This is a genomic window from Streptomyces sp. NPDC093097 (genome assembly GCF_044754325.1).
Lineage (GTDB): Bacteria > Actinomycetota > Actinomycetes > Streptomycetales > Streptomycetaceae > Streptomyces.
In genome coordinates, this window is sequence record NZ_JBIVOW010000007.1 from 118,192 (window position 1) to 140,170 (window position 21,979).

19 protein-coding genes and 1 pseudogene are annotated in these 21,979 nt (G+C 71.7%); 17 read left to right on the forward strand and 3 right to left on the reverse strand.

The genetic code is table 11. The annotated features are described in order from the left end of the window. The 14 genes and pseudogenes from ACIQE0_RS14595 to ACIQE0_RS14660 form a co-directional block, all read left to right on the forward strand. Positions 1-201, forward strand: a pseudogene (locus ACIQE0_RS14595) (MbtH family protein); the annotation flags it as partial. A 380-nt stretch (positions 202-581) separates the two neighbouring features. Then, complete coding sequence (locus ACIQE0_RS14600; RefSeq protein WP_402331754.1) at positions 582-1,727, forward strand: glycosyltransferase family 9 protein; 1,146 nt, start codon at positions 582-584, stop codon at positions 1,725-1,727. Continuing rightward, positions 1,717-3,342, forward strand: coding sequence for a carbamoyltransferase C-terminal domain-containing protein (locus ACIQE0_RS14605; protein WP_402331757.1), 1,626 nt, complete (start codon positions 1,717-1,719; stop codon positions 3,340-3,342). The genes ACIQE0_RS14600 and ACIQE0_RS14605 overlap by 11 nt, the downstream gene beginning before the upstream one ends. Continuing rightward, positions 3,339-3,623 (forward strand): acyl carrier protein, encoded by a 285-nt coding sequence (locus ACIQE0_RS14610; protein ID WP_402331760.1) that lies wholly within the window; start codon positions 3,339-3,341, stop codon positions 3,621-3,623. The genes ACIQE0_RS14605 and ACIQE0_RS14610 overlap by 4 nt, the downstream gene beginning before the upstream one ends. Beyond that, the gene (gene rfaE2 / locus ACIQE0_RS14615; protein WP_402331763.1) at positions 3,613-5,106 is read left to right on the forward strand and encodes a D-glycero-beta-D-manno-heptose 1-phosphate adenylyltransferase; all 1,494 of its coding nucleotides are present in this window, start codon (positions 3,613-3,615) and stop codon (positions 5,104-5,106) included. The genes ACIQE0_RS14610 and rfaE2 overlap by 11 nt, the downstream gene beginning before the upstream one ends. An 83-nt stretch (positions 5,107-5,189) precedes the next feature. Further along, positions 5,190-6,119, forward strand: a complete 930-nt coding sequence (locus tag ACIQE0_RS14620) for an aspartyl/asparaginyl beta-hydroxylase domain-containing protein (RefSeq protein ID WP_402331766.1) — start codon at positions 5,190-5,192, stop codon at positions 6,117-6,119. Then, the gene (locus ACIQE0_RS14625; protein WP_402331768.1) at positions 6,116-7,876 is read left to right on the forward strand and encodes an ABC transporter ATP-binding protein; all 1,761 of its coding nucleotides are present in this window, start codon (positions 6,116-6,118) and stop codon (positions 7,874-7,876) included. Before ACIQE0_RS14620 ends, ACIQE0_RS14625 begins: the two co-directional genes overlap by 4 nt. Then, positions 7,873-9,627 carry a condensation domain-containing protein gene (locus ACIQE0_RS14630; protein ID WP_402331771.1) on the forward strand — a complete coding sequence of 585 codons (1,755 nt, stop codon included), beginning with the start codon at positions 7,873-7,875 and terminating at the stop codon, positions 9,625-9,627. The genes ACIQE0_RS14625 and ACIQE0_RS14630 overlap by 4 nt, the downstream gene beginning before the upstream one ends. Next, a complete protein-coding gene (locus ACIQE0_RS14635) occupies positions 9,624-10,229 on the forward strand; it encodes an ankyrin repeat domain-containing protein (protein ID WP_402331774.1) in 606 nt (201 codons plus the stop codon). The genes ACIQE0_RS14630 and ACIQE0_RS14635 overlap by 4 nt, the downstream gene beginning before the upstream one ends. Then, entirely contained in the window at positions 10,222-10,617 is a 396-nt protein-coding gene (locus tag ACIQE0_RS14640; protein WP_366329024.1) for a DUF5990 family protein, read from the forward strand. Before ACIQE0_RS14635 ends, ACIQE0_RS14640 begins: the two co-directional genes overlap by 8 nt. Positions 10,618-10,656: 39 nt before the next feature. Further along, the gene (locus ACIQE0_RS14645; RefSeq protein WP_402331778.1) at positions 10,657-11,640 is read left to right on the forward strand and encodes an aspartyl/asparaginyl beta-hydroxylase domain-containing protein; all 984 of its coding nucleotides are present in this window, start codon (positions 10,657-10,659) and stop codon (positions 11,638-11,640) included. Next, on the forward strand, positions 11,637-12,824 hold the full coding sequence (locus tag ACIQE0_RS14650) for a DegT/DnrJ/EryC1/StrS family aminotransferase (RefSeq protein WP_402331781.1): 1,188 nt from the start codon (positions 11,637-11,639) through the stop codon (positions 12,822-12,824). The genes ACIQE0_RS14645 and ACIQE0_RS14650 overlap by 4 nt, the downstream gene beginning before the upstream one ends. Then, positions 12,821-14,392: a VOC family protein gene (locus ACIQE0_RS14655; protein ID WP_366329018.1), complete on the forward strand. Its 1,572-nt coding sequence runs from the start codon at positions 12,821-12,823 to the stop codon at positions 14,390-14,392. Before ACIQE0_RS14650 ends, ACIQE0_RS14655 begins: the two co-directional genes overlap by 4 nt. Positions 14,393-14,453: 61 nt before the next feature. Continuing rightward, the gene (locus ACIQE0_RS14660; RefSeq protein ID WP_402331784.1) at positions 14,454-15,338 is read left to right on the forward strand and encodes a GNAT family N-acetyltransferase; all 885 of its coding nucleotides are present in this window, start codon (positions 14,454-14,456) and stop codon (positions 15,336-15,338) included. Positions 15,339-15,417: 79 nt separating this feature from the next. On the opposite strand, the gene rfbA is transcribed toward ACIQE0_RS14660, so the two are convergent. Further along, the gene (rfbA, locus tag ACIQE0_RS14665; RefSeq protein ID WP_402332273.1) at positions 15,418-16,323 is read right to left on the reverse strand and encodes a glucose-1-phosphate thymidylyltransferase RfbA; all 906 of its coding nucleotides are present in this window, start codon (positions 16,321-16,323) and stop codon (positions 15,418-15,420) included. 452 nt (positions 16,324-16,775) lie between these two features. Here rfbA and ACIQE0_RS14670 point away from each other — a divergent pair, with 452 nt between their 5' ends. Further along, a complete protein-coding gene (locus tag ACIQE0_RS14670) occupies positions 16,776-17,378 on the forward strand; it encodes a dTDP-4-dehydrorhamnose 3,5-epimerase family protein (RefSeq protein WP_402331786.1) in 603 nt (200 codons plus the stop codon). 188 nt (positions 17,379-17,566) lie between these two features. Here the strand turns inward: ACIQE0_RS14670 and ACIQE0_RS14675 are convergent, their stop codons facing one another. Then, positions 17,567-19,000, reverse strand: a complete 1,434-nt coding sequence (locus ACIQE0_RS14675; protein ID WP_402331789.1) for an aldehyde dehydrogenase family protein — start codon at positions 18,998-19,000, stop codon at positions 17,567-17,569. A gap of 58 nt (positions 19,001-19,058) precedes the next feature. Here ACIQE0_RS14675 and ACIQE0_RS14680 point away from each other — a divergent pair, with 58 nt between their 5' ends. After that, positions 19,059-19,709 (forward strand): TetR/AcrR family transcriptional regulator, encoded by a 651-nt coding sequence (locus ACIQE0_RS14680; RefSeq protein WP_402331792.1) that lies wholly within the window; start codon positions 19,059-19,061, stop codon positions 19,707-19,709. A 308-nt stretch (positions 19,710-20,017) separates the two neighbouring features. Further along, positions 20,018-21,010: an isopenicillin N synthase family dioxygenase gene (locus ACIQE0_RS14685; protein WP_402331795.1), complete on the forward strand. Its 993-nt coding sequence runs from the start codon at positions 20,018-20,020 to the stop codon at positions 21,008-21,010. 185 nt (positions 21,011-21,195) lie between these two features. On the opposite strand, the gene ACIQE0_RS14690 is transcribed toward ACIQE0_RS14685, so the two are convergent. Beyond that, complete coding sequence (locus tag ACIQE0_RS14690) at positions 21,196-21,969, reverse strand: B3/4 domain-containing protein (protein WP_402331798.1); 774 nt, start codon at positions 21,967-21,969, stop codon at positions 21,196-21,198. Positions 21,970-21,979: the final 10 nt, after the last annotated feature.

The window sequence follows — 21,979 nt, forward strand, 5'->3', positions numbered from 1 at the left end:
ATGACCGAGACCGTGGACGAGCGCACCTACCACGTGGTGCGCAACCACGAGGAACAGTATTCGATCTGGCCCGCGGACCAGGACCTGCCCGACGGCTGGACCACGGTCGGCAGGACCGGGGGGCGCGAGGAGTGCCTGTCCTACATCGGCGAAGTCTGGACCGACATGCGGCCGTTGAGCCTGCGCGTCTTCATGGCGCAGAACCCCGACGGGCTCTGCGAGGACGTGCCCGAGGACCCGTTCGCGGGCACCCCGACCCTGGTGGACCGGCTCACCACCGGCACCCACCCGGTCGAGGTCTCGCTCCGCCCCGACCGCACCGCCGCCGCACTCAAGGAGGCGATCGACCGCGGCTACGTCTTCCTCCGGTTCACCGGCACCGACGGCGGCACGGAGCTCGGCGTGGAACTGGTCGAGGGGGACTGCGAGTCGGCCGGGGCGGACTTCGCCGCCGGCACCGGGACGGTCCGCCTCGGCGGGCGACTGGAACTGGACTTCGTACCGCTGACCTGCGCCGCCACCGTCGACCTCGGCGCCCTCACCGGTCAGGCGAGCCTGGCACGCCGCCCGGAGTGAGGGCGGTGGACGGCGTGTGTGTCCTCGCCCGCCTGGTGGAGCCGGGGCTCGGCGACCTGGTGCAGCGCAACATCGCGCTGGCCCTGCTCCGCCGCGCCTTCCCGACGGCCCGGCTCACCATGGTCACCGGCAGCACGGTGGCGGGACGGTTCGCGGAGTTCTTCGCACGGCACAGCTATGCGACGGACGTGCTGGCGTGCCCGGACCCCGGTGACCGGGACCCGCAGCGCCGGGCACGCTTCCACCGCGAACTGGCCGCGCTCGGCGCACGGGTGTGCTTCGTCGATCCGGACAGCAGGGGGCTGGGCGCACCGGAGGCGCGGCGGGCCGAAATCCCGGTCCGCCTGGGACTGAGCGGGCCCGGTACCGCCCCCGACGACCTCACCCATCCGCTCCGGCTCCCCCCGCCGCTGCTGGGCCGGGCCGACCTCTTCGACCACGCCTCGGCACTGGCCACGGCCCTCGGCCTGGCCGGCAGGCTCCGGCCCGGTGCCGTGGTGCCACCGCTGCCGAGAACCGCCCAGGCGGTGCCGGACCTGCCCACCGGCGTGCCACGGCTCGCCGTGCATCCCGGCGGCGCCCCGCACTGGAACCGCCGCTGGCCGCCCGATCGGTACGCCGCACTGTGCCGTCGCGCGATCGGGCAGTACGGTGCCGCCTGCTATCTGCTGGGCACCGCTGAGGACCGCGCGGACCTGCTCGCACTGGCCGCCGGCAGCACAGCCGGGCTGCCGGCGGCGGTCGTCGAGGTCGTCACCGGCAACAGCCTCGACCAGACGGCGAACCTGCTGGCCGAGATGGACCTCCTGGTCGGCAACGACTCCGCGCTCGCCCACATCGCCGCGGCGGTGCGCGTGCCGACCGTGGTCCTCTACGGCCCCACCGGCACCGAGTTCCTCTGGGCCAGGATCTACCCGCACCACCACGGGGTGTCGCTGCGCTATCCGTGCCGGTCGGCAACGCACCGGGCCGACGAACTGGCCGGCCGGCGCTGCGCGTTCGACTGCCCGATCCCCTACTCCCGCGCCGCGGGGCGCTATCCGAGGTGTCTGTCCGACATCGAGGTCGACCAGGTATGGGCCGTGGTGTCACGGCTGCTCGGGGCCACCGCGCCCGAGCCGGGGAAAGCGAGGGCCTCAGGTGCGCACTGAACCACCGGCGACGCCGGTCCGGAACATCCTGTCGATCAACTTCAACCACGACGGGGCCGCCGTCCTGCTGTCCGAGGGGAGAACGGCGGGCTTCGTCACCACCGAGCGTTTCTCCCGCCGCAAGAAGCACCCGGGGCTGCGCGCGGCCGACCTGGCGGAGCTGCTCGACCAGGCCGGCCTCGCACTGTCCGAGGTGGACCATGTGCTGCTGTGCAATCTGCACACCATGGACTCGCCGGACATCGCCCTGCTGCACGGCTCCGATCTCAAGGAGACCTGGCTGGAGTTCTGGGTGGACCAGCGCCAGGCGCGGGTCGACATCGACGGCACGCGCCTGCCGTGCACCGTCAACCCCGAACACCATCTGCTGCACGCCGCGGCGAGCTTCTACACCTCGCCGTTCGACTCCGCGGTCTCGGTCGCCATCGATCCCCTCGGCTGCCGCGCCTACCTGGGCCGGGACACCAAGCTGTATCCGCTGCGCCGCGATTTCGACGCCTGGTTCAACGCCAACGTCGGCTACTGCTACGTCGCCGAGCGGCTGTTCGGGACGAGCATCGTCGGCGCGGGCAAGGTGATGGGACTGGCCCCGTACGGCGCGACCGACGCGTCCGACGTGCCGACCCCCGCCGAGATCGACGGATTTGACGAACTGGTCGCCCTCGCCGACCGGGACCCGGTTCCGATCACGGTGGGGGACCGGGAACTCAACGCGCGGCTGGCGTACTACGTGCAGTGCGGACTGGACGCACAGATGCGGGCGCTGTTCGCCGAGCTCGGCCCGATCGCCGCCCGCAACGGGATCGGCCGCAACCTGTGCCTGTCCGGCGGCACCTCGCTGAACGTCGTGGCCACCGAACCGGCCTTCGCCGCCTCGGACTTCGAGCGGATCCACTTCCATCCGGCCTGCGGGGACGACGGCACCGCCATCGGCGCCGCCCTGTGGTACTGGCACCACGTCCTGGGACATCCCCGGCGCCGGTACCACAACACCGAGCTGATGTACTCCGTGCGGACCTACCCCGCCGAGACCCGGCGGCGTGCCCTGGACGAGCACGCCGGCGCGTTGCACGTGGAGGCCGTCGAGGACTACATCGGCACCACCGCCGACCTGATCGCCGACGGCGCGGTCGTCGGCTGGTTCGACGGCGCCAGCGAGATCGGTCCGCGGGCACTGGGGCACCGCAGCGTCCTCGCCGACCCGAGGAGTCCGACCATGCGCCACCGCCTCAACGCGCAGATCAAGTTCCGGGAGCACTTCCGGCCGTTCGCACCGGCGGTCCTCAACGAACGGGCCACCGAGTGGTTCGCCTTCGCCGACAGCCCCTTCATGCTGCGCGCCTCGCCGGTGCGCAGGCCGACGGTGCCCGCGGTCACCCACGTCGACGGCACCGCGCGGCTGCAGACCGTCCGCCGCGAGGACAACCCGGCCTACTACGACGTGATCGCCGCCTTCGAGGCCCGTACCGGGGTGCCCCTGCTGCTCAACACGAGCCTGAACACCAAGGGGGAGCCGATCGCGGAGACCCCCGCGGACGCCGTGCGCACCCTGCTGGAGTCCCGACTGGACTACCTGGTGCTGCCGCACACCCTCGTCAGCCGGCGGCGGCCGTGAGCCGCGGGGTCGTGGGCTGGTACCGACGCCGCAGGCTCGAACGCGAGCTGACCGGGCTGTGGCGGGCGGCACTGCGGCGGGAGAAGATCGGCCGGCGGCAGCGGTTCCTGGACCTTGGCGGTGATTCGATCGCCGCCCTCCGCATCGTGGCCGCGGTCGAGGAACGGCTCGGGACGAGCCTGTCCGTCGGCGTCCTGATGGAGACCCAGACCATCGCCGGGATGGCCGACCACATCCAGCGGCATTCCCGCGCCGGCAGGGGGCCGAGCCATGACGAGTGACCTGCTGGCCCTGCTGACCGCGATGGCCGGCGTGCGGACCGTCGTCGTCGGGGACGCCATCGTGGACGGCTACGTCACCGGCGACCCGGTGGGACTGGGCCGGGAGGCCCCCGCCCCGGTGGTCGCGGTCACCGGGGCGCGCGACCAGTGCGGCGGCGCCGCCAACGTGGCGGCCAACCTCACCTCGCTCGGCGGACAGACCCGCCTGCTGGCCGTCGTCGGCGCCGATCCCGCCGGGCAGCGGCTCCGGCGGGCCCTGGCGTCGGCCGCGGTCGGCACCGCACACCTGCTGACCGACCGGACCCGGGCGACGGTGGTCAAGACCCGCGTGCTGGCCCCGCGGCAGATGCTGCTGCGGATGGACGAGGGCAGCCGGGAACCGATCGGCCCGAGCGCGTCCGCCGCACTGGCCGCCCGGCTGAGCGAACAACTCCCCTGGTGCGACGCGGTGATCGTCTGCGACTACGCCTACGGCACGTTCACCCCCGAGGTCAGGGCGGTGCTGGCCGCCTCGCCCCGGCGTCCGCTGCTCGTGGTCGACTCCAGGGCGCCCGCGCCGTTCCGCTCGCTCCGGCCCGACGTGGTCACGCCGAACCATGCGGAAGCCCTGGACCTGCTCGGCATCCCCGCACCCGCGCACGGCCGCGGCCGGGTGCGGCAGATGATGGACCACGCCGAGCAGGTACGGGAACGCAGCGGCGCCGACCTGGCGGCGATCACCCTGGACCGGGACGGCGCGGTGGTCGTCCAGGCCGGCCGCCCGAGCCTGCGCACCTACGCCGACGGCGAGGCCGGGATGACGATCGGCGCCGGGGACACCTTCACCGCGGCGCTGACCATGGCACTGGCCACCGGCGCCGACCCCGGCACCGCCGCCGAACTCGCCTCGTCCGCCGCGGACATCGCCGTGCGCAAGCCCGGCACGGCGCACTGCACCGCCGAGGAACTGCGTCGCCGGCTGTCGGGGACCGGCAAGCTCCTCAACGACGGCGCACTGCCCCGCTGGCTCACCGACGTGCCCCACCGCGCCCAGCGGATCGTGTTCACCAACGGCTGCTTCGACATCCTGCACGGCGGCCATGTCTCCCTGCTCAGCCGGGCCAAGGCACTCGGCGGGCTGCTCGTGGTCGGGGTGAACTCCGACGCGAGCGTGCGCAGGCTCAAAGGGCCGGCCCGGCCGGTGATCCCGCTGTCGGAGCGGATGCGGGTGCTGGCCGCTCTGGGGTGCGTCGACCTGGTGGTGCCGTTCGAGACGGACAGCCCGACCGAACTGATCACACGGCTGCGGCCGGACCACTACGTCAAGGGCAGCGACTACACCCGCCGGACGCTGCCGGAGGCCCCGCTGGTGGAACGGCTCGGCGGCACCGTCGAACTGCTCAGCACGGTCGACGACCTGTCCACCAGCAAGATCATCCGCGATATCCACGCACTGCCGAACGCGGACCGGCAGCGCGCCGGCCAGGACCAGAAGGGGGCGTGAAACGGCGTGACCTGCTCCCCTCGTGAGCCCCGGTGCCCGACCCCTCCCCGGCACGACGACCGGGGTCTCCTCGGAGGTTGTCGATGAGCACGCCCCTCAACGCCGGCATCCGGCGCACGACCGACACCCGGCGGCACTACCGCGCTCTCATCGACGCCCTGCTCGCCGAGGGCGACCGGCAGGCCGCCCGGGCGTGCGCCGAACTCGCCGTGGCCCAGGGCATCTGGCGCCATCCCGACCAGCGCCCGGAACACTACGTGCCCTCCCTGGAGCCGTGCCCGGTCTTCGACCCGGCGCAGTTCTGGTTCACCGCCTACCTGGCCGAGAGCTACCCCAGGATCCGCGCCGAACTCGACGCGGTCACCGCCGCATCCCCGGCCGGCTTCCTCCCGGTGGAGGAACCGCTGCTGGACCGGGGCCGGTGGGAGCAGGTGACGTTCTACGAGGCCGGACACCGCTTCGCCGACGCCTGCGCACGCTTCCCGGTCACCGCGAGCGTCATCGAGGGCATTCCGGAGGCCGGCAGCGCAGGCCCGGGGGTGGCCACCCTGTCGTGGCTGTACCCGGGTACGCACATCCGGCCGCACTGCGGCGGATCCAACGCACGGCACCGGGTGCACCTCGGACTGCGGGTCCCCGAAGGCCCCCGGATCAGGGTCGGGGACCGCACGCTGCGCTGGCAGGAGGGCGCGTGCCTGGTCTTCGACGACTCCTTCGAGCACGAGGTCTGGCACGAGGGCACCGAGCCCCGGGTCGTGCTGCTCCTCGACGTCTCCCACCACGCCCTCGACCCCGGCCTCCGGGACTGGATCCTGTCCGCCCGCTCCGCGTTCGACGCCCGGATCGGCTCCTACATGAGCGAGCGCGGCATCCAGCGCGCCGAGCTCACCGAGGGCACCCTGCGGCTCACCGCCGACCGCGGTGTCACCAGCCGGGTCACCCGGCACCTGCGGGAGAACAACGCCTCCGCCATCGAACTCCGCGACGGAAAGGCCAGGTACGAGCACCCGTGAGCGACTCCACCACATCCCTCCGGCCGTCCGCCTGGTCGCAGTTGCCGCTGCTGTGGAGGCTCGGCCGGGGCATGGGCGCGGCGATGGCCGGGCTGCTCGTCCTCGACCTGCTCTCCTACGGCATCGTGCTGGCACAGCCACGCGTGGTGAAGTGGCTGCTGGACTCGGTCACCACCGGCGCCGGCTTCGTCCCCGGCCTGATCGCACTGAGCGCCGTGGCCGTGCTGTCCGGAGTGCTGCTGTTCACCAGCAACTACCTCCTGGGCCGGTTCGGGCAGCGCATCGTGCTCGGCGCGCGCTCCGACATGATCGGCGCGCTGCTGCGGGCCCGGGTCGCGACGGTGCAGCGGGAGCCCGTCGGCGATCTGCTCTCCAGGGTCGGCAGCGACACCACGCTGCTGGAACGCGCCGTGGCCGAGGCACTGGTCCGGGGCGCGGGCGCCCCGCTGGTGCTGCTGGCCACCGTGCTGCTGATGGCGCTCACCGACGTGACGATGGTGCTGGTGCTGCTGGCGATCGTCGCCCTGGGAGCCGGGATCGAATGGCTGGTCCTGCGCCGGCTCCACCAGGCGACCCGGGCGACGCAGTCCAGCGTCGGCGAGATGCTCACCGGGCTGCAACGGGTGCTCGTGGCGTTCCGTACGGTCAAGGCGTTTGGCACCGAGGCACAGGAGGCCCGTGGTGTCGTCGGCCGGGCCGAGGCCGCCTACCGGCAGGGCGTACGGGCGGCCCGCTGGTCCGCGCTCGTCGGCGCGTGCAGCGGCGTGATCATGGACGTGATGTTCCTGACCGCGCTGGGCATGGGCGCGGCGAAGATCGCCGCGGGGGCGCTGTCCTTCAGCGACCTGGTCGCCTTCCTGCTGTACGTCATGTATCTGCGGGCCCCGGTCGGGGCGATGACCCAGGCGGCGACCGCGGTCTCGGAGGGACTTGCCGCACTGGGCCGGGTGCAGCGCGTCCTGGCCGTCCCGGCCGAACCCCAGGCAGCGGACGCCGACATGGCACCGGTACCGGACCCGGCCGGTGACCGGCCGCCCACCGGCATCGTGCTGGAGAAGGTGTCGGCGGGCTACGACGGCAGCACGGTCCTCAACGGCATCACGCTGCACATACCGCGCGGACTCACGGTCATCACCGGCCCCTCCGGCATCGGCAAGACCACACTGCTCAACCTCGTCGAACGGTTCCTGGACGCCGAGCAGGGACGCGTGTTCCTCGACGGCGTCGACCTCCGGGCGCTCCGGCGGTCCGCACTGCGCCGCCGGCTGGCCTATGTGGAACAGGACGCCCCGCTGCTCGGCACGACGCTCCGGCAGGCGGTCTGCTACGGCACCGGGTGCACCGACGACGGGGAAGCGCTCGACGCCCTGCGGGCCGTCGGGCTCGCCGAGTGGCTCGCCGGCCTGCCGCACGGTCTGGACACCGCGGTCGACGAGCGTGCCGTCTCGGTCTCCGGCGGACAGCGGCAGCGCCTGGCGGTGGCCCGGGCCCTGCTGCGCCGTGCCGACGTGCTGCTGCTGGACGAGGTGACCTCACAACTGGACGCCGACAGCGAGGAGATCCTGCTCCGTACGATCGTGGACCGGTCCAGGGCGCGCGTCGTGCTCGCGGTCACCCACCGCATCGCGGTGGCCCGCCAGGCCGATCTGGTGGTCGTACTCGACGAGGGACGGGTCCGGGCAGCCGGGCGGCACACGGAGCTGCTGCGGTCGGACCCGCTGTACCGCCGGCTGGCCACCACCGAGGTGACGCGATGACGAACGGACGGCTGCGCCGGCTGCTGGCCGGGCGGAGCGGCCGAGAGCGGGACGGAAAGGCACCGGCGCAGAGCCGTGTTCCGGTGCTCGCCAAGCACCGGCCACTGGACCTGTCCCCGAACCAGCGCCATGACTGGCTGCACTACCAGGAGTTCGGCGGTACCCCGCTCTACGACGCGGTGCTGCTGCGGCTGCGCGGGCCACTGCGGGTCCCCGCGCTGCGCACCGCGCTGCGCGCGCTGGTGGCACGCCATGCATCGCTGCGGACCAGGTTCCCGGTACTCGACGGGGCTCCCCGGCAGGTCATCGAACCGGCGGACCGGATCTCCGTGCCGTTCGCCGACCTCGGCGCGCTGCCCGCCGCGGGGGACCGCGGGCGGGAAATCCAGGAACTGCACCGTGCCGCGGTGAGCGGGTATGTGCTCGACCGGCGCCCGCCCTGCCGGTTCGCACTGGTCCGGTTCGACCCCGCCGACCATGTGCTGGTGATGTCGATTCCCCATATCGCGGCGGACTTCTGGTCGATCCCCCTGCTCGGCCAGGACCTGAGCGCCCTCTACCAGGCAGGAGTGGCAGGCCGCCCGGCGGATCGGCGTCCGCACGCCCATGACTACGCGGACTACGCGGCCTGGGAGGCCGCACGGTGGACACCGCGGGCCCGGGCCGAGGAACTGCTGGGCTGGCAGCGAAGACTCCGGGGCATCACCGCGCTGCCGCTGCCCGCCGACCACCCGAGAAGCGCCGGCACACCGGCACGCAGCTGGACGCACACCGAGCATCTCGATCCCGCGGTGACCGAGCAACTGCGCACGTGGAGCAGGCGGGAGAACGTCACGCTCTTCGTGACGCTGCTGGCGGCCTTCCACTGCCTGCTGGCCCGTACCTGCGGTGTCGACCGGATGGTCACCGCGTCCTCGTCGGCGAACCGCGAGAGCCCCCTCACGGCGGGACTGGTGGGCCCCCTGTCGGACTACCTGGTGATCGCCAACGACCTCGCCGGCGACCCGGGATTCCGCGAGCTGCTGCACCGGACCCGCGACGCGCTGCGCAACGCCCGCGACAGCACGACCTTGCCGCGCGACGACCTGGTGCAAGGGCTCGATCCGGCACGGGAGTTGCGGCCGCACCCGCTCAAGCAGATCTACTTCAACCTGCTGAGTGCCCCGCGCGCCGAGGTACGCCCGTCCCCGGGACTCTCGGTGACGGTGGTCGGTGCGGACGAGGCGCCCCGCCGGCCGCGGCTGGTCCCCGAGCACGCGGATCTCAGCGTCAACTGCTTCGACTACGGCACCGGCCCGCTCGTGTGCCAACTCCGGTGCACCGCCGAGCTGTACACCGCCACCGCCGGACCGAGATGGCTTCGCTGGTACCGGACGGTGCTGCGGCAGATCCTGGAGCGGCCGGACATCCGGCTCTCCGGCATCCGTCCGCAGGCGGCGGGGGAGACGGTCACCCTGGCTTCCGTCCCGCGGCCGCGCCCCCGATGCGCGGCCGACTGGACGGCGAAGAACGCGGAGCGGATCGATGCCCGGCTGCTCGACATCTGGGCGCAAGCCGTCGGCCCGGGACATCGTTCGGGTGAATTCTTCCAGAACGGCCGGACCGACGTGGATGCCGCGGTTCTGCTGAAGCGGATCGAAGAAGAGCATGATGTCCGCATTGCGTTGACGGACTTTCTGCGCACACCGACCCTCACCACCCTGGTGACGGCGTGGACAACTGACACAGCACCGTCGAAGGAGCACGGATGACCGCTGGGCGCCGACGCGATCTCGCGTTGTGGACGGCGAGCAGGACCGGTGACAGCAAGGCGATCGCCGACCTGTCACCCACGAGAGAGGAACTGGCCGCCCGGGACGCGTCAGGATGGAGCGCGCTGGACTGGGCAGCGGGCCACGGCGACGTGGCCACGGTGACCGCCCTGCTGGCCGCCGGGGCGGACCCGCTGGCCACCGGCGAGGAGGAACGGACGCCGTACGAGATCGCGCTGGCGGCCGGCCATCGGGAGGCGGCCCGCATCCTGCGGGAACGGGCCCGGCAGTCCGGCGGCGAGGACCCGGCCGCCCCCTGGATGCCCTACTGCCGGGCCTATCCGCTGAAGGCACTGCGGGCCTACCGCGACTGGCCCGCCGAGGCCGCGCAGCGCCCCGGCAGCGCCCCCGCACCCGACGACACACTCGTCTACCTGCACCACGACCTCACCGTCACCTCGGGCATCTGGCCCGGCGAGGACGTCCTGTTCGACGCCGGCACTGCGCAATGGGAGCGCTTCTGCCGGCAGGAACTGGGCTTCGCAGTGCCCGACGACCTCGACCTCATCACCGAATCGACGACCGGGAGCAACCATGACTGAGCGGACCCTGCACGCGGTAGTGACCTGGGCCGACCCCACCGCACACGCGGAGGGCGTCGGCCTGCAGGACACCTCGGGAGAACTGGTCGAGGGCGTCAGCACACCGGACGGCTCGCTGCGCTACGAGGTCGACCTCACCGTGCGCGAACGCAAGGCGTCCGGTCCCCAACGCACCGACTTCGGCGGCCCGTTCGTCCACGGCACCCCCAAGGAGCGCTTCCTCTACCTGAGCTTCCGGGGGACGGGAGAGGAGTCGTGGCACCGGCGCACAAAGATCATCCTGCCCGCCGCGGATGAGGTGGCCGGACAGACGGAGATCCACGCAACGGTGGTCGACGCCGATCGGAGCCGGGCGCTCCTCGACGGGGACGGCTGGTCCGCCGTGTAGAAGACGCCTCACCCGCTGGGGGAGGAGGAGAGGGCGAACATGACCGAGCACGAGACTGCGAGCGCCTCCGACACCGTCGGCACGCGCGCCTACCTGACACAGATGATCCGGCGCTACTACGCGAGCCTGATCGACGCCTGGCACTACGCCGGCGACACCGCGAAGGCCATGGAGTGCGCCAACGCGGCCGTCCGGCAGGGTGTGTGGGACCAGCCGCTGCAACGGGCCCGTGAACACATCCCCGGGCTGCGCGCACAACCGGTCCACGATCCGGGCGCGTTCTGGTTCATCGGTCGACTGGAGGAGAACTACCCCCTCATCAGGGCGGAGGTCGAGCGGGTGCTGGACGCTCCGCTCGACCCGGTGGTGCCGACCACCGACGACGCCGGACTGATCCGCAAGGGCTCCTGGAAGCAGGCGCATCTGTACCGGGACGGCCGCTGGCAGAGCCACGTCCGCGCACGCTTCCCGATCACGGCGGGCATCCTGGAGAAGATCCCGGACGTCACCGAGCTCAGCCCGGGAGTGATCACGATGTCCAGGGTCGCCCCCGGCACGCACATCATGCCGCACTGCGGACCGACGAACGGGCTGCTGCGGATCCACCTGCCGATCATCGTGCCGGACGGCGTCAGCATCCGCGTCGCGGACCGGGAGATGCAGTGGCAGGAAGGCACCTGCCTGGTCTTCGACGACTCCTTCGAACACGAGGTGCGGCACCGCGGCACCGAGGACAGGGTGGTGCTCATCCTCGACGTGCTCCACCCCGATCTGCACGGCGACCACCGGCAGCGCGTGCTCGGACGGCGGCGGAACTTCGAGGAGCAGATCATCGCGTTCATGAGGGAACGCGGCGTGGAACGGGTGGCCGTCCGCGACGGGGAGATCACCCTCACCCCGGACGCCGGGGTGCGCGAACTGGTCGCGACCTACCTGGCCGGCACGGGCCTCACCGGCGTGCACCTCGACGGCGACCGGGTCCGCTGGGAACGCCCGGACGCCACGCAGGGACCCCACCGGTGATCAACTTATTCGAACCCGCCTTCGGCGAAGCGGAGTTGGCCGCCGTCCGCGAGGTGTTCGCCGGCGGATGGCTGGGAAAAGGGCCCAGGACCAGCGCGTTCCAGGCGGCGTTCGCCGCGCATCTCGGGGTGCCGGCCGACCGGCTCGTCTCGCTGAACTCCTGCACCGAGGGGCTGTTCCTGGCGATGGAGCTGCTGGACATCGGACCGGGGGACGAGGTGGTCCTGCCCTCGGTGAGCTTCGTCGGGGCAGCCAACGCGGTGGCGGCACGGCAGGGCACACCCGTGTTCTGCGACGTCGACCCGTACACGCTCAATCCGAGCGCGGCGCACATCGCGGCCCGCCTCACCGCGGCCACCCGGGCCGTCCTGGTGCTCCACTACGGCGGCTACCCGGGCGATATCGAGAACATCGCCGCACTCTGCCGCGACCGCGGAATCCCGCTGATCGAGGACGCCGCCTGCGCGGTGGCCTCACGGGCGTCCGGGACCGCCTGCGGCACCTTCGGCGAGATCGGCCTGTGGAGCTTCGACTCGATGAAGATCCTGGTGACCGGCGACGGCGGCATGCTCTACGCCAGGGACCCGGAGGTGGCCCGGCGGGCCACCGAACGCGCCTACCTCGGTCTGCGACAGGTCAGTGGCTACGCCCGAGCCGGTACGGGGGGACGCTGGTGGGACTTCCAGGTCGGTCCGTTCGGCCGCCGGTCGATCACCAACGACATCGCCGCGGCGATCGGGGCAGTGCAACTGGAGAAGCTGCCGTCGTTCGTCCGACGGCGGCAGGAGATCACCCACTGGTACGACGACAGACTCGTGGGCGTCGCAGGACTGCGCTGTCCGGCTCCGCCCCCTCCCGGACACGCACCCTCGTACTACTTCTACTGGGTCCAGATGGACCGGCGCATCCGCGACCAGGTCGCCGAGCGGCTGTACCAGCGGGGGATCTACACGAGCTTCCGCTACGCGCCGCTGCATCTGGTCAGCGCCTACGGACCGCAGCCACCGCTGCCCGGCGCCGAGCGCGCGTCGGCGCGGACCTTGTGCATCCCGTTGCACCAGGGGCTCGACGACAGCCAACTCGACACGGTGGCCACCGAACTCCGTGCCGCCGTCGCCGAGCAGTACGAGCTGGCGGGGATCGAGACACCGCACCACCCGGAGGACAAGGAGGCACCGCGGTGAGCGTGACACGGAAACTCGCGAAACTGGCGCGCGGAAGCGGGCAGGGCGTGCCCTGTCTGCGGGTGGGCGACCTGGACCGGGCGGTGCGTTTCTACCGCGACCAGTTGGGGTTCGCACAGGTCGGTCTCCTCGGCGGTGCCCAGCCGCACGCGGCGCTGTGCACCGCCGAACACCGCGGCGGCACCGTGCTGTTGTCCCAGCGCGAGGACCGCGCGGAGGCAACCGGCCCACCGGCCCGCCGCCGGTCCGACCAGGCGTACTGGGACGCCGTCTTCTTCGTCGACGACATCGACCGGGTCGCCGGTGAGCTGCGGGCACGCGGCGTCCGGATCGATGTCGGCATCGGCGTCTCCGCGCTCTCCAGCCGGATGCTGGAGATCTGCGACGACTGGGGCAACCGGTTGGCCTTCGCCGAGGCCGTCGACGCCTGGCGTCCGGCGCTGCGGCAGTTCACCGAACGGACGGTGCCCGCACGGGTCCGTACCGCCGCCCGCGACCGCCGGTTCGCACGGGAGGAACGCGCGGAGTACGCCAGGTTCGCGCGGTTCTACGCAGACCTGCCGAGCCGTCGAAACCCGGTGTACATGTTCTTCACCAGCGGCCTGCTGCACTGGGTGGTCGCCGCGGAAAAGCACATTCCGGCGGACGTGAACCTGGTGCTGTTCGGTTCGGGGCTGCCCGGCGAGGAAGAGCGCTGGCTGAGCGAGAACCTCGACCGCCCGGTGTACAACTCCGCGCTGGAAATCGATGACAACACCGCGTGGGAATTCCTGTTCGATGCCAACACGACGAACTTCGGATACGTCGACATCGACTGTTTCGTGCTGGAGCCGCAGGTCTTCTCCGATCTCGCCTCATTCGACGAGGGGGTGGCGGTCAACGCGATCTGGACCTACCAGGCGGCCCCCGGTGTGCCGATCGGCTGCACGCACCTGGTGTTCCTCAACGCCGCGGTCATCGCGGAACTACGGGCCAGGAAACGGTATCTCTCGCCGGCGAACCACGACTGGCACGGCAGCAGGGTGCCGCTCCTGCACCACCGGACCTACTGCCGGATACCCACCGCCGCCCAGCGTCGGCTGCTGCTGGAGGTACTGCCCGCCGACGCGCGCGGACGCCCGCAGGCCCCGGCCGAGGCACCGTTCTTCGACACGCTGGTCGGATACCAGATAGCCGCCGCGGCCACCGGATACCGCACCCACGCGGTGCGGCCGCTGGCGCACCGGACGCAGAACATGTTCACCGAGGCCGGTGACGCGGGCAGCCCGGTGTGGCAGCAGGACCTGTCCGACGAGCTGGTCCATGTCGGCGGTATCAGTTACTACGGCCGGTATTTTCACGCTTCCGAATTCCGTAAGCTCTACCTGGCCGCCGAGTACGCTGTGCTGTGCGCATCGGTGGCAAGGCTGCCGGCCGGCTACCGGGAACGGAAGGCGACCATCGAGCAGCAGCAACGGGACATCGGATTGGACCCCGCTGCGGCACGAGAGTTCATTCATCGGCATCTGGTGACCGATCGCGGGCTCGGCCCGAGCACCGCCGAACGGATCGTCGGCACGGTGAAATGAACGTTCCGATCCCGGGCCGAAATATTCGACGCGCATTCCTGTCAAGAAAGGGCTCAACTCGGTGAAACTGGCAACCGCCCGCCTCACTCTGGTACCGCTGAACCCCGAAGCGGACGCCGAAGCACTGCACGCGACGTACGGCGATCCGGAGGTGATGAGCTGGTGGCCCCGGCCGGCGACCGCCTCGGTAGCGGACACGCAGCGCCTGCTGGCCGAGGAGAACGCGCAGAGCGGTGCCGTGCTGTGGACGGTCCGGACCGAGGACGGGACGGTCGTGGGACTGGTCGGTCTGCTGGGCGCGGTGGAGATTCCCGGACTGACCTGGATTCTGGCCAAGGACGCATGGCGGCGGGGCTTCGCCACCGAAGCCGCGGCGGCAGTCATCGAGTACGCCTTCGCACACGCCGGACTCGACAGGGTGGAGGCATGGGTCGAGGCGAGCAACGCGCGGTCGCTGGCCGTATGCCAACGGCTGGGCCTGGTCAGCCGGGGCATGCTGGCCCAGCACTACGCCCACCGTGAGGGTCCCCACGAGGTGGTCGTCTGGGGCCTGGAGAACCCGCGGAACAAGCGGCAACCGGCACCCGTGCTGCACATCGAGCCCGTGCTCCCGGTGGCCGACGTCGCGGCCACCCTCCAGCTGCTGCGGTCGGTGCTGTCCGCCAGGGTGGCCTTCTCGGTGGGCGAGCCCGTCGAGGTCGCCGGACTGGTGCTGGGACCGTGGAGTGTCGGGCCCAGCATCCGGCTCGTCACCGCCCCGCGGTCGCAGAGTGCGCCGGTGACCCTCACACTCGACGTCGCCACCGCATTCGACGACCTCTACCGGCGAGCCGTCGACTCGGGCATCGGCCAGGTCGAGCCTGCTGTGGAACAGCCCTGGGGCGTACGCGAGTTCGTGTTCCAGCTGCCCGATGGCCACCGGCTGGTGTTCAGCGCGCCGGCATGAACGCCCACCGTCCGCCGTCCTGACGGAGCGGCAGCCGAGCGGCAGACGGCAACGGATCGCGCACGGGCGCCGAGGTGCCTCATTCCTCCGGGAAGACGGCGGGCGCCGGGGCCGGACGGTGCGCGCGTGCGCGCTCCATGACGTACTGGCCATAGGGCGAGTCGCCCATCTCGGCGCCGAGCGCGTAGCAGGCGTCCGCACTGATGAAGCCCATGCGCAGGGCGACCTCCTCGACGCAGCCCGGATGCGTGCCCTGGCGGCGCTGCACGTCCCGGACGAACCGGCCCGCGTCGAGGAGGGATTCATGGGTCCCCACGTCCAGCCAGGTCACGCCCGCGCCGAGCCGGACCAGATCGGCACGCCCCTGCGCCAGATACGCGCGCAGCACGTCGGTGATCTCCAACTCGCCGCGTGCCGAGGGCCGCAGGGCCCGCGCGATGTCCGTCACGGTGTCGTCGAAGAAGTACAGGCCTGGGATGGCGAGGTGGGAGCGCGGGCGCTCGGGCTTCTCCTCGATGGACAGGAGACGGCCCTGCGAGTCGACCTCGGCGACGCCGAAGCGCTGGGGTTCGGTGACCTGTTGGCCGAAGAGGACGCAGCCGCGCAGCTCGCGCGCGGACTTGCGCAGCACGGCGGGCAGCTCGGCGCCGTGGAAGAGGTTGTCCCCCAGGACCAGGGCGCAGTCCTCGCCCGCTATGTGGTCGGCGCCGATGCGGAAGGCGTCGGCGATGCCCCGTGGCTCCTCCTGGCCCGCGTAGTCGATACGCATGCCGAGCCTGCCGCCGCACCCGAACAGCCTGCGGAACAGCTCGATCTCCGCGGGGCGGGTGATGAGGAGGACCTCGTCGATGCCCGCCAGCATCAGCACGGACAGCGGGTAGTAGACCATGGGCTTGTCGTAGACCGGGGCGAGCTGTTTGGAGCCCACCAGGGTGAGGGGCTGCAACCGCGTCCCGTTCCCGCCCGCCAGGACGATGCCCTTCACCGGATCGAGGCCGCAGGACAGGGGCACGCGGCCGCTCGGCGCGCCGCCCGGAACATCGGGTGGGTCACGTCTCCTCCGGAGGCACCTCTGTTGCGTCAAGTGGCGGACGGAAGTGGTGAATTGGTGTGGTGGCCAGTGACGGGATGTGTCGGTGGAGCTTGCGCGCCACGTACCTTCTGCGGCACCGGACGACGCCGCGCTCGGACACCCCCCCGCGACCACACGTCGTTACTGGTAGGACCTGGGTGCTTTCGTCCCAGCATATGCGGTTCATGGCGATGCGGTAGAGGGCGTCGTCGGCCGGGCGGTCGCGGGCGGTGTCTTTGGCAGTTCGTCTGCGCCAGACTGGGACGGAGCCATCGGGGAGGACCTCCGCGGGAATTCCGACCTCTCCCGCGCTCACCGGCGACGCCGTCCACGCAACCGCCGAACCGCTGTGAGAGGAGGCGCGGATGCGCCCGCTCGGTGTGCAAGGTGCCTGGCTTTCGGAGACCCGTGCGTTCGCCGACGACCGAGGCGAGTTCCAGGAGTTGTACAGCGGTCGGTCGCTGCGCGGCGTGCTCGGCTACGAGCCGGGGGTGGCCCAGGTCAACCGGTCCGTCTCACGGCGCGGGGTACTGCGCGGGGTGCACTTCGCGCAGGTCCCGCCCGGCCAGGCCAAGTACGTCAGCTGTCTCAACGGAGCCGTGCTGGACGTGGTGGTGGACATCAGGACCGGCTCGCCCACGTACCGCTCCTGGGAGGCCGTCCTGCTCGACGGCCCGTACCGCAGTCTGTACGTCGAAGCAGGGCTCGGCCACTCCTTCATGGCGCTCACCGACGACACGGTCGTCGTCTACCTCACCTCGCAGGCCTACAACTCCGGCAGGGAGCGCGGAGTGCACCCGCTCGACCCGGACCTCGGGATCGCCTGGCCCGAGCACATCGAACCGATCCTCTCGGAGAAGGACCAACGGGCCCCGGGCATCGCGGAGCTGGAACGACGCGGACTGCTGCCGACCTATGACGCCTGCGCCGCCTTCCACCGCTCCCTGCGCGAAGGGAAACCGGCCTGAACGCACCGCGCAGCGGCTCACCGCGGATGCTTGCCAGGAGGCCGTTGCGTGGTGCGCGGTGCGGGTCCGTCGCCGGTGCGGGGCGTGCTCGTCCGTTGCGAGGTCGGCGGGATCGGAGCAGGTCGGGCACCGGGTCAGGAGGAATCACCACACCCGGATCCGCAACGGCACGGGTAGGTGGACGACCGTCACAGGAAGCGGCGCAGGAGACGGGACTTACGGGTGGTGAAGGGCGGGTAGGCGAGGCGGAGGGGGTCGGCAAGGAGGGGCTTGTCGAGGACAGACTTGGTGTGGCTGAAGGTGTCGATGGTGTGCTCGCCGTGGTAACCGCCGAGGCCGCTCTCGCCGACGCCGCCGAAGGGGAGTCCGGGGACGGCGAGGTGGGTGTTGGGGGCGCCGAAGCAGAGGGCGCCCGAGGAGGTCTCGGTCGTCAGACGGCGCTTGGTGGTGGGGGAGGAGGTGAAGGCGTACAAGGCCAGGGGCTTGTCGCGGGCGGTGATGAAGGCGATCGCGGCGTCCACGTCGGGGACGCGGACGATCGGCAGGACGGGGCCGAAGATCTCCTCGCGCATCACCGGCGCTTCCGGGTCCACGTCGGCAAGGACGGTCGGGGCGAGGTAGCGGGTGACCCGGTCGTGGTCGCCGCCGGTGACGATCCGGCCGTCCGCGAGGAGGGCGGACAGGCGGTCGAAGTGACGCTCGTTGATGATGCGGCCGTAGTCGGCGCTCTGCGCCGGATCGGTGCCGTACATCTCGCGTATCGCGGTGGCCAGGTGCGGCTCGAGCGCGGTGGCCGCCTCGCCGATGGCGAGGACGTAGTCGGGGGCGACGCAGGTCTGGCCGGCGTTCATGAACTTGCCCCAGACGATCCGGCGGGCCGCCGTCGCGAGGTCGGTGCCCGGCTCCACGACGGCCGGGCTCTTGCCGCCCAACTCCAGGGTGACCGGGGTGAGATGGCGGGCCGCGGCGGCCATGACGATGCGGCCGACCGTGCCGTTTCCGGTGTAGAAGACGTGGTCGAAGCGCTGCTCCAGCAGGGCGGTGGTCTCCGGGACGCCGCCCTCGACCACGGCCACGGCCTGCGGGTCCAGCGCGCGGGGCAGCCAGTGGGCGAGCGCCGCCGAGGTGGCCGGGGCGAGTTCGCTGGGCTTGACCACCGCGCAGTTGCCCGCGGCGATCGCGCCGACCAGCGGCGCCAGAGCCAGTTGCAGCGGGTAGTTCCAGGGGCTGATGACCAGGACCGTGCCCAGCGGCTCGCGCACCGTACGGGCCCCGGCCGGCCGCAGTGCCAGCGGCACCGGGACGCGGCGCGGGCGCAGCCAGCGGTCGAGGTGCCGCAGGGTGTGGTCGATCTCGTTGAGGGTGAACCCGATCTCGGTGGTGTACGCCTCGGTGGCGCTCTTGCCGAGGTCGGTGTGGAAGGCGGCCGCGAAGGCCGCCTCCTGCTCGACCAGCAGGCGCCGCAGGGCGCGCAACTGCGCCGTGCGCCAGGCCAGGGGCTTGGTGCGGCCGGTGGCGAAGGTGGCGTTCAGGCGGGCGACGGTGGCCGCGGCGTCGACGGGCAGGGCCTCGGGGGATTCGGGGTTCTTGACGGACTCGGAGGTTCCGGTGGAGGTGCGCATGTCGTCGAGCATAAACGAAACGAAATGATTTCGTTTCGCCTCTTGGTAAACTCGTGGCATGAAGCACAGCACCTCGCCGTCCCGCACCACCGAGTCCGCGCCGCGCCGGGGCCGCCCCCGCGACGCCGCCCGGGACCGAGCGCTGCTGGACGCCACGCTGGCCGTCCTGGCCGAGAGCGGCTACGGCGGGCTGACCACGGCCGCCGTGGCGGCCCGGGCGGGGGTCTCCACCGCGACCCTCTACCGCCGCTGGTCGTCCAAGGAGGACCTGGTGATCGCCGCCGCCGCGGTGCACGCCGAGAGCGAGGGAACCCTGCCCGACACCGGAACCCTCGAAGGCGACCTGCGCATCGTCCTGCGGGACAAGGCCGCCGCCATGACCGGCGAGAGTGGCCGGCTGATGCGCGCCCTGATCGGCGAGGCCGCCCACAACACCACCCTGGCCGAGGCGCTCACCGCCGCCTTCCTCCAGCCGGTGTACCGGCGGGTGGAGGGGGTCGTACGGCGCGCCGTCGAGCGGGGCGAGATCCCGCCGGTCGAGGACACCGACCTGCTCGGAGAGGTGGTCCTCGGCCCGGTCATGAGCCGCTTCCTGCTCACCCCCCGCTCACCGGACGAGGTGGACCCGGCCACGGCCCGTGAGACGGCCGACCACCTCCTGCCCTTCGCCCTGCGCGCCGTGGGCGGCAAGACCGGCGGCGCCTGCTGACCGCGGCGCCTCGGCCGTACGAAGCCGTCGAAGGCGCGCCGCTGCGGGACATCGGCGAGCGGTTCGGAGGGCCGGTCGAAGCGAGGCCCCTCCGTCGTGTACCGACCGCTTGCCGTCTTCGCCACCGTCATGACCGGCCTCAGCGCCGCGACCGCACTCGGCGCGCCCTTCGGCACGGCGATCGGCACCGGCCTCGCCTCGGTCATCGCACACCAAGGAGCGCACCGGCCTCGACAACCCCGTCGAAAGCGCACCGCCGGCGGGCGGCGCGGCATGATTCCGTGGGAGAAGAGTCCCGACTCTGCGGAATGAGGACATCGGTGAGTGAAGCCCGTACCGGCGCGGTCCCCGTCCCCACCATCGACCTGCGGCCCTGGCTGTCGGGCGGCCCCCAGGCCCGTGCGGACGTCGTCCGCACCGTCGACGAGGCCCTGCAGGCCGCCGGGTTCCTGCTCGTCACCGGGCACGGCGTGGACCCGGCCCTGCGCTCCGGCATCCGCACCGCCGCCCGCGCCTTCTTCACCCTGCCCGAGGACGTCAAGCGGCGCTACGCGGCGCAGGTCGGCGGACGCGGCTGGCTCGGTCCCGGCGCCGAGGCCAACGCGTACGCGGAGGGGACCGAGACCCCGCCGGACCTGAAGGAGTCGCTGACCTTCGCCACACACGAGCCCTTCGACGACCCCGTCGTCAACGCCGAGTGGTACGCCCCCAACGTCTGGCCGGCCGAGGTGCCCGAGCTGCGGGGGCTGTGCGAGGAGTACCTGGCGCGGATGGCCGAGCTGGAGAACCGCCTCCTCCGCCTGCTCGGCGAGGCCCTCGGCCTCGAACCCGACTTCTTCACCCGGCACATGGGCCACCCGACATACGGCTTCAACATCAACTGGTATCCGGGCACCGACGTCGTCGGCGCGCCGGAGCCGGGGCAGTTCCGCATCGGCCCGCACACGGACTTCGGGACGGTGACGATCCTCGACCGGCAGGCCGGCAAGGGCGGACTGCAGGTCTTCACCGTCGAGGGCGGCTGGCAGGACGCGCCGTACGACCCGGACGCCTTCACCGTCAACATCGGTGATCTGATGGCCCGTTGGACCGGCGACCGCTGGCGTTCCGGCCGCCACCGCGTCCTGCCGCCGCCCGCGGACGCGCCAGCCGAGGAACTGATGTCGCTCGTGTACTTCGGGGAGTGCACCCCGGGGACGCTCGTGGAGTCCGTGCCCTCCCCGGTGGGCCGAGTGGCGTACGAGCCGGTGGATTCGCACACGTATCTGCGGGCGAAGCTCGACGCGATCACCGTCGACTGAGTAGCCGCGACTCGGCCCGCCGGCCAGGGCGGACCGGACGCCACCCATTCCCGGACCGCCACCCTCACGCGAACGAGGCCACCAAGCCCGCCCGCGTACCCCGGCACAGCCCAGCGGCGACGGTGAACAACGCACCCGTGCCGGGGGCGGCGACGCTCACAAGGAGGTGGCCAGGAATATCAGGCTCACGCTCGTTGCCTGTGCCCGGCCTCGACACCGTCGACGGACCAGGCATCCAGCGCCAGGGCAGGCGCCTCGGCGCTCAGGATCCGCGTGGGCGGCACGGCTCCCCACAGCTCTCCCAGGTCCGAACTCAGCGCGTCCCGCAGGGACTTGATATCGGCAGTGGCCTCAGGGTGGAGCGCCTCGGCGACGACAAGGACCTCGGACGTGTCCTGCCGGACCGCGGAGGCGGCGCCCTGACGGTTGCACCACCTACGGCTGTGGGCCGTGCCGGCGGAGTCGGCGAACACGATCTCGCCCGGCTCGGGGTGCTCAAGACGACCGTCGAACGTGGCGTAGACCTCCGTTCCGTCGCCTGGGCGCACGCTCAAGTCACCCTTCACCCCCGCGAGGTCGAGAACCGCCACCGGAATCGCGAAGGCCGCGGACAGCGCGTTGCACAGGTCGATCAGCGGGTGCAGCGACGGCAGACTGCCTTCCTTGCGCAGACGGCGGAGCAACGCTTGAGCGGCACACCTGTACTGGGTGGGCCGCAGCCCCATCTGGCTGAACGCCCGCCGCCAGCTCCGGATGGACGGCAGATCCGATTCGGTCCCCTTCTCCAGCCGCGACAAGGCGACTTCGTGGTACGTCGCGACCTTCGCCGACACGTCCACAGAAGAGACGACGCCGTGCGCGCAGGCCGCGAGCGACACCAGCGTGGGGAAGCGCGCCCAGACCTCGGGCGCATGACGGAAGGTGTACGGACCGGAGCCCGTCTGTGCGGTGGTCGACATGGTGCCACTC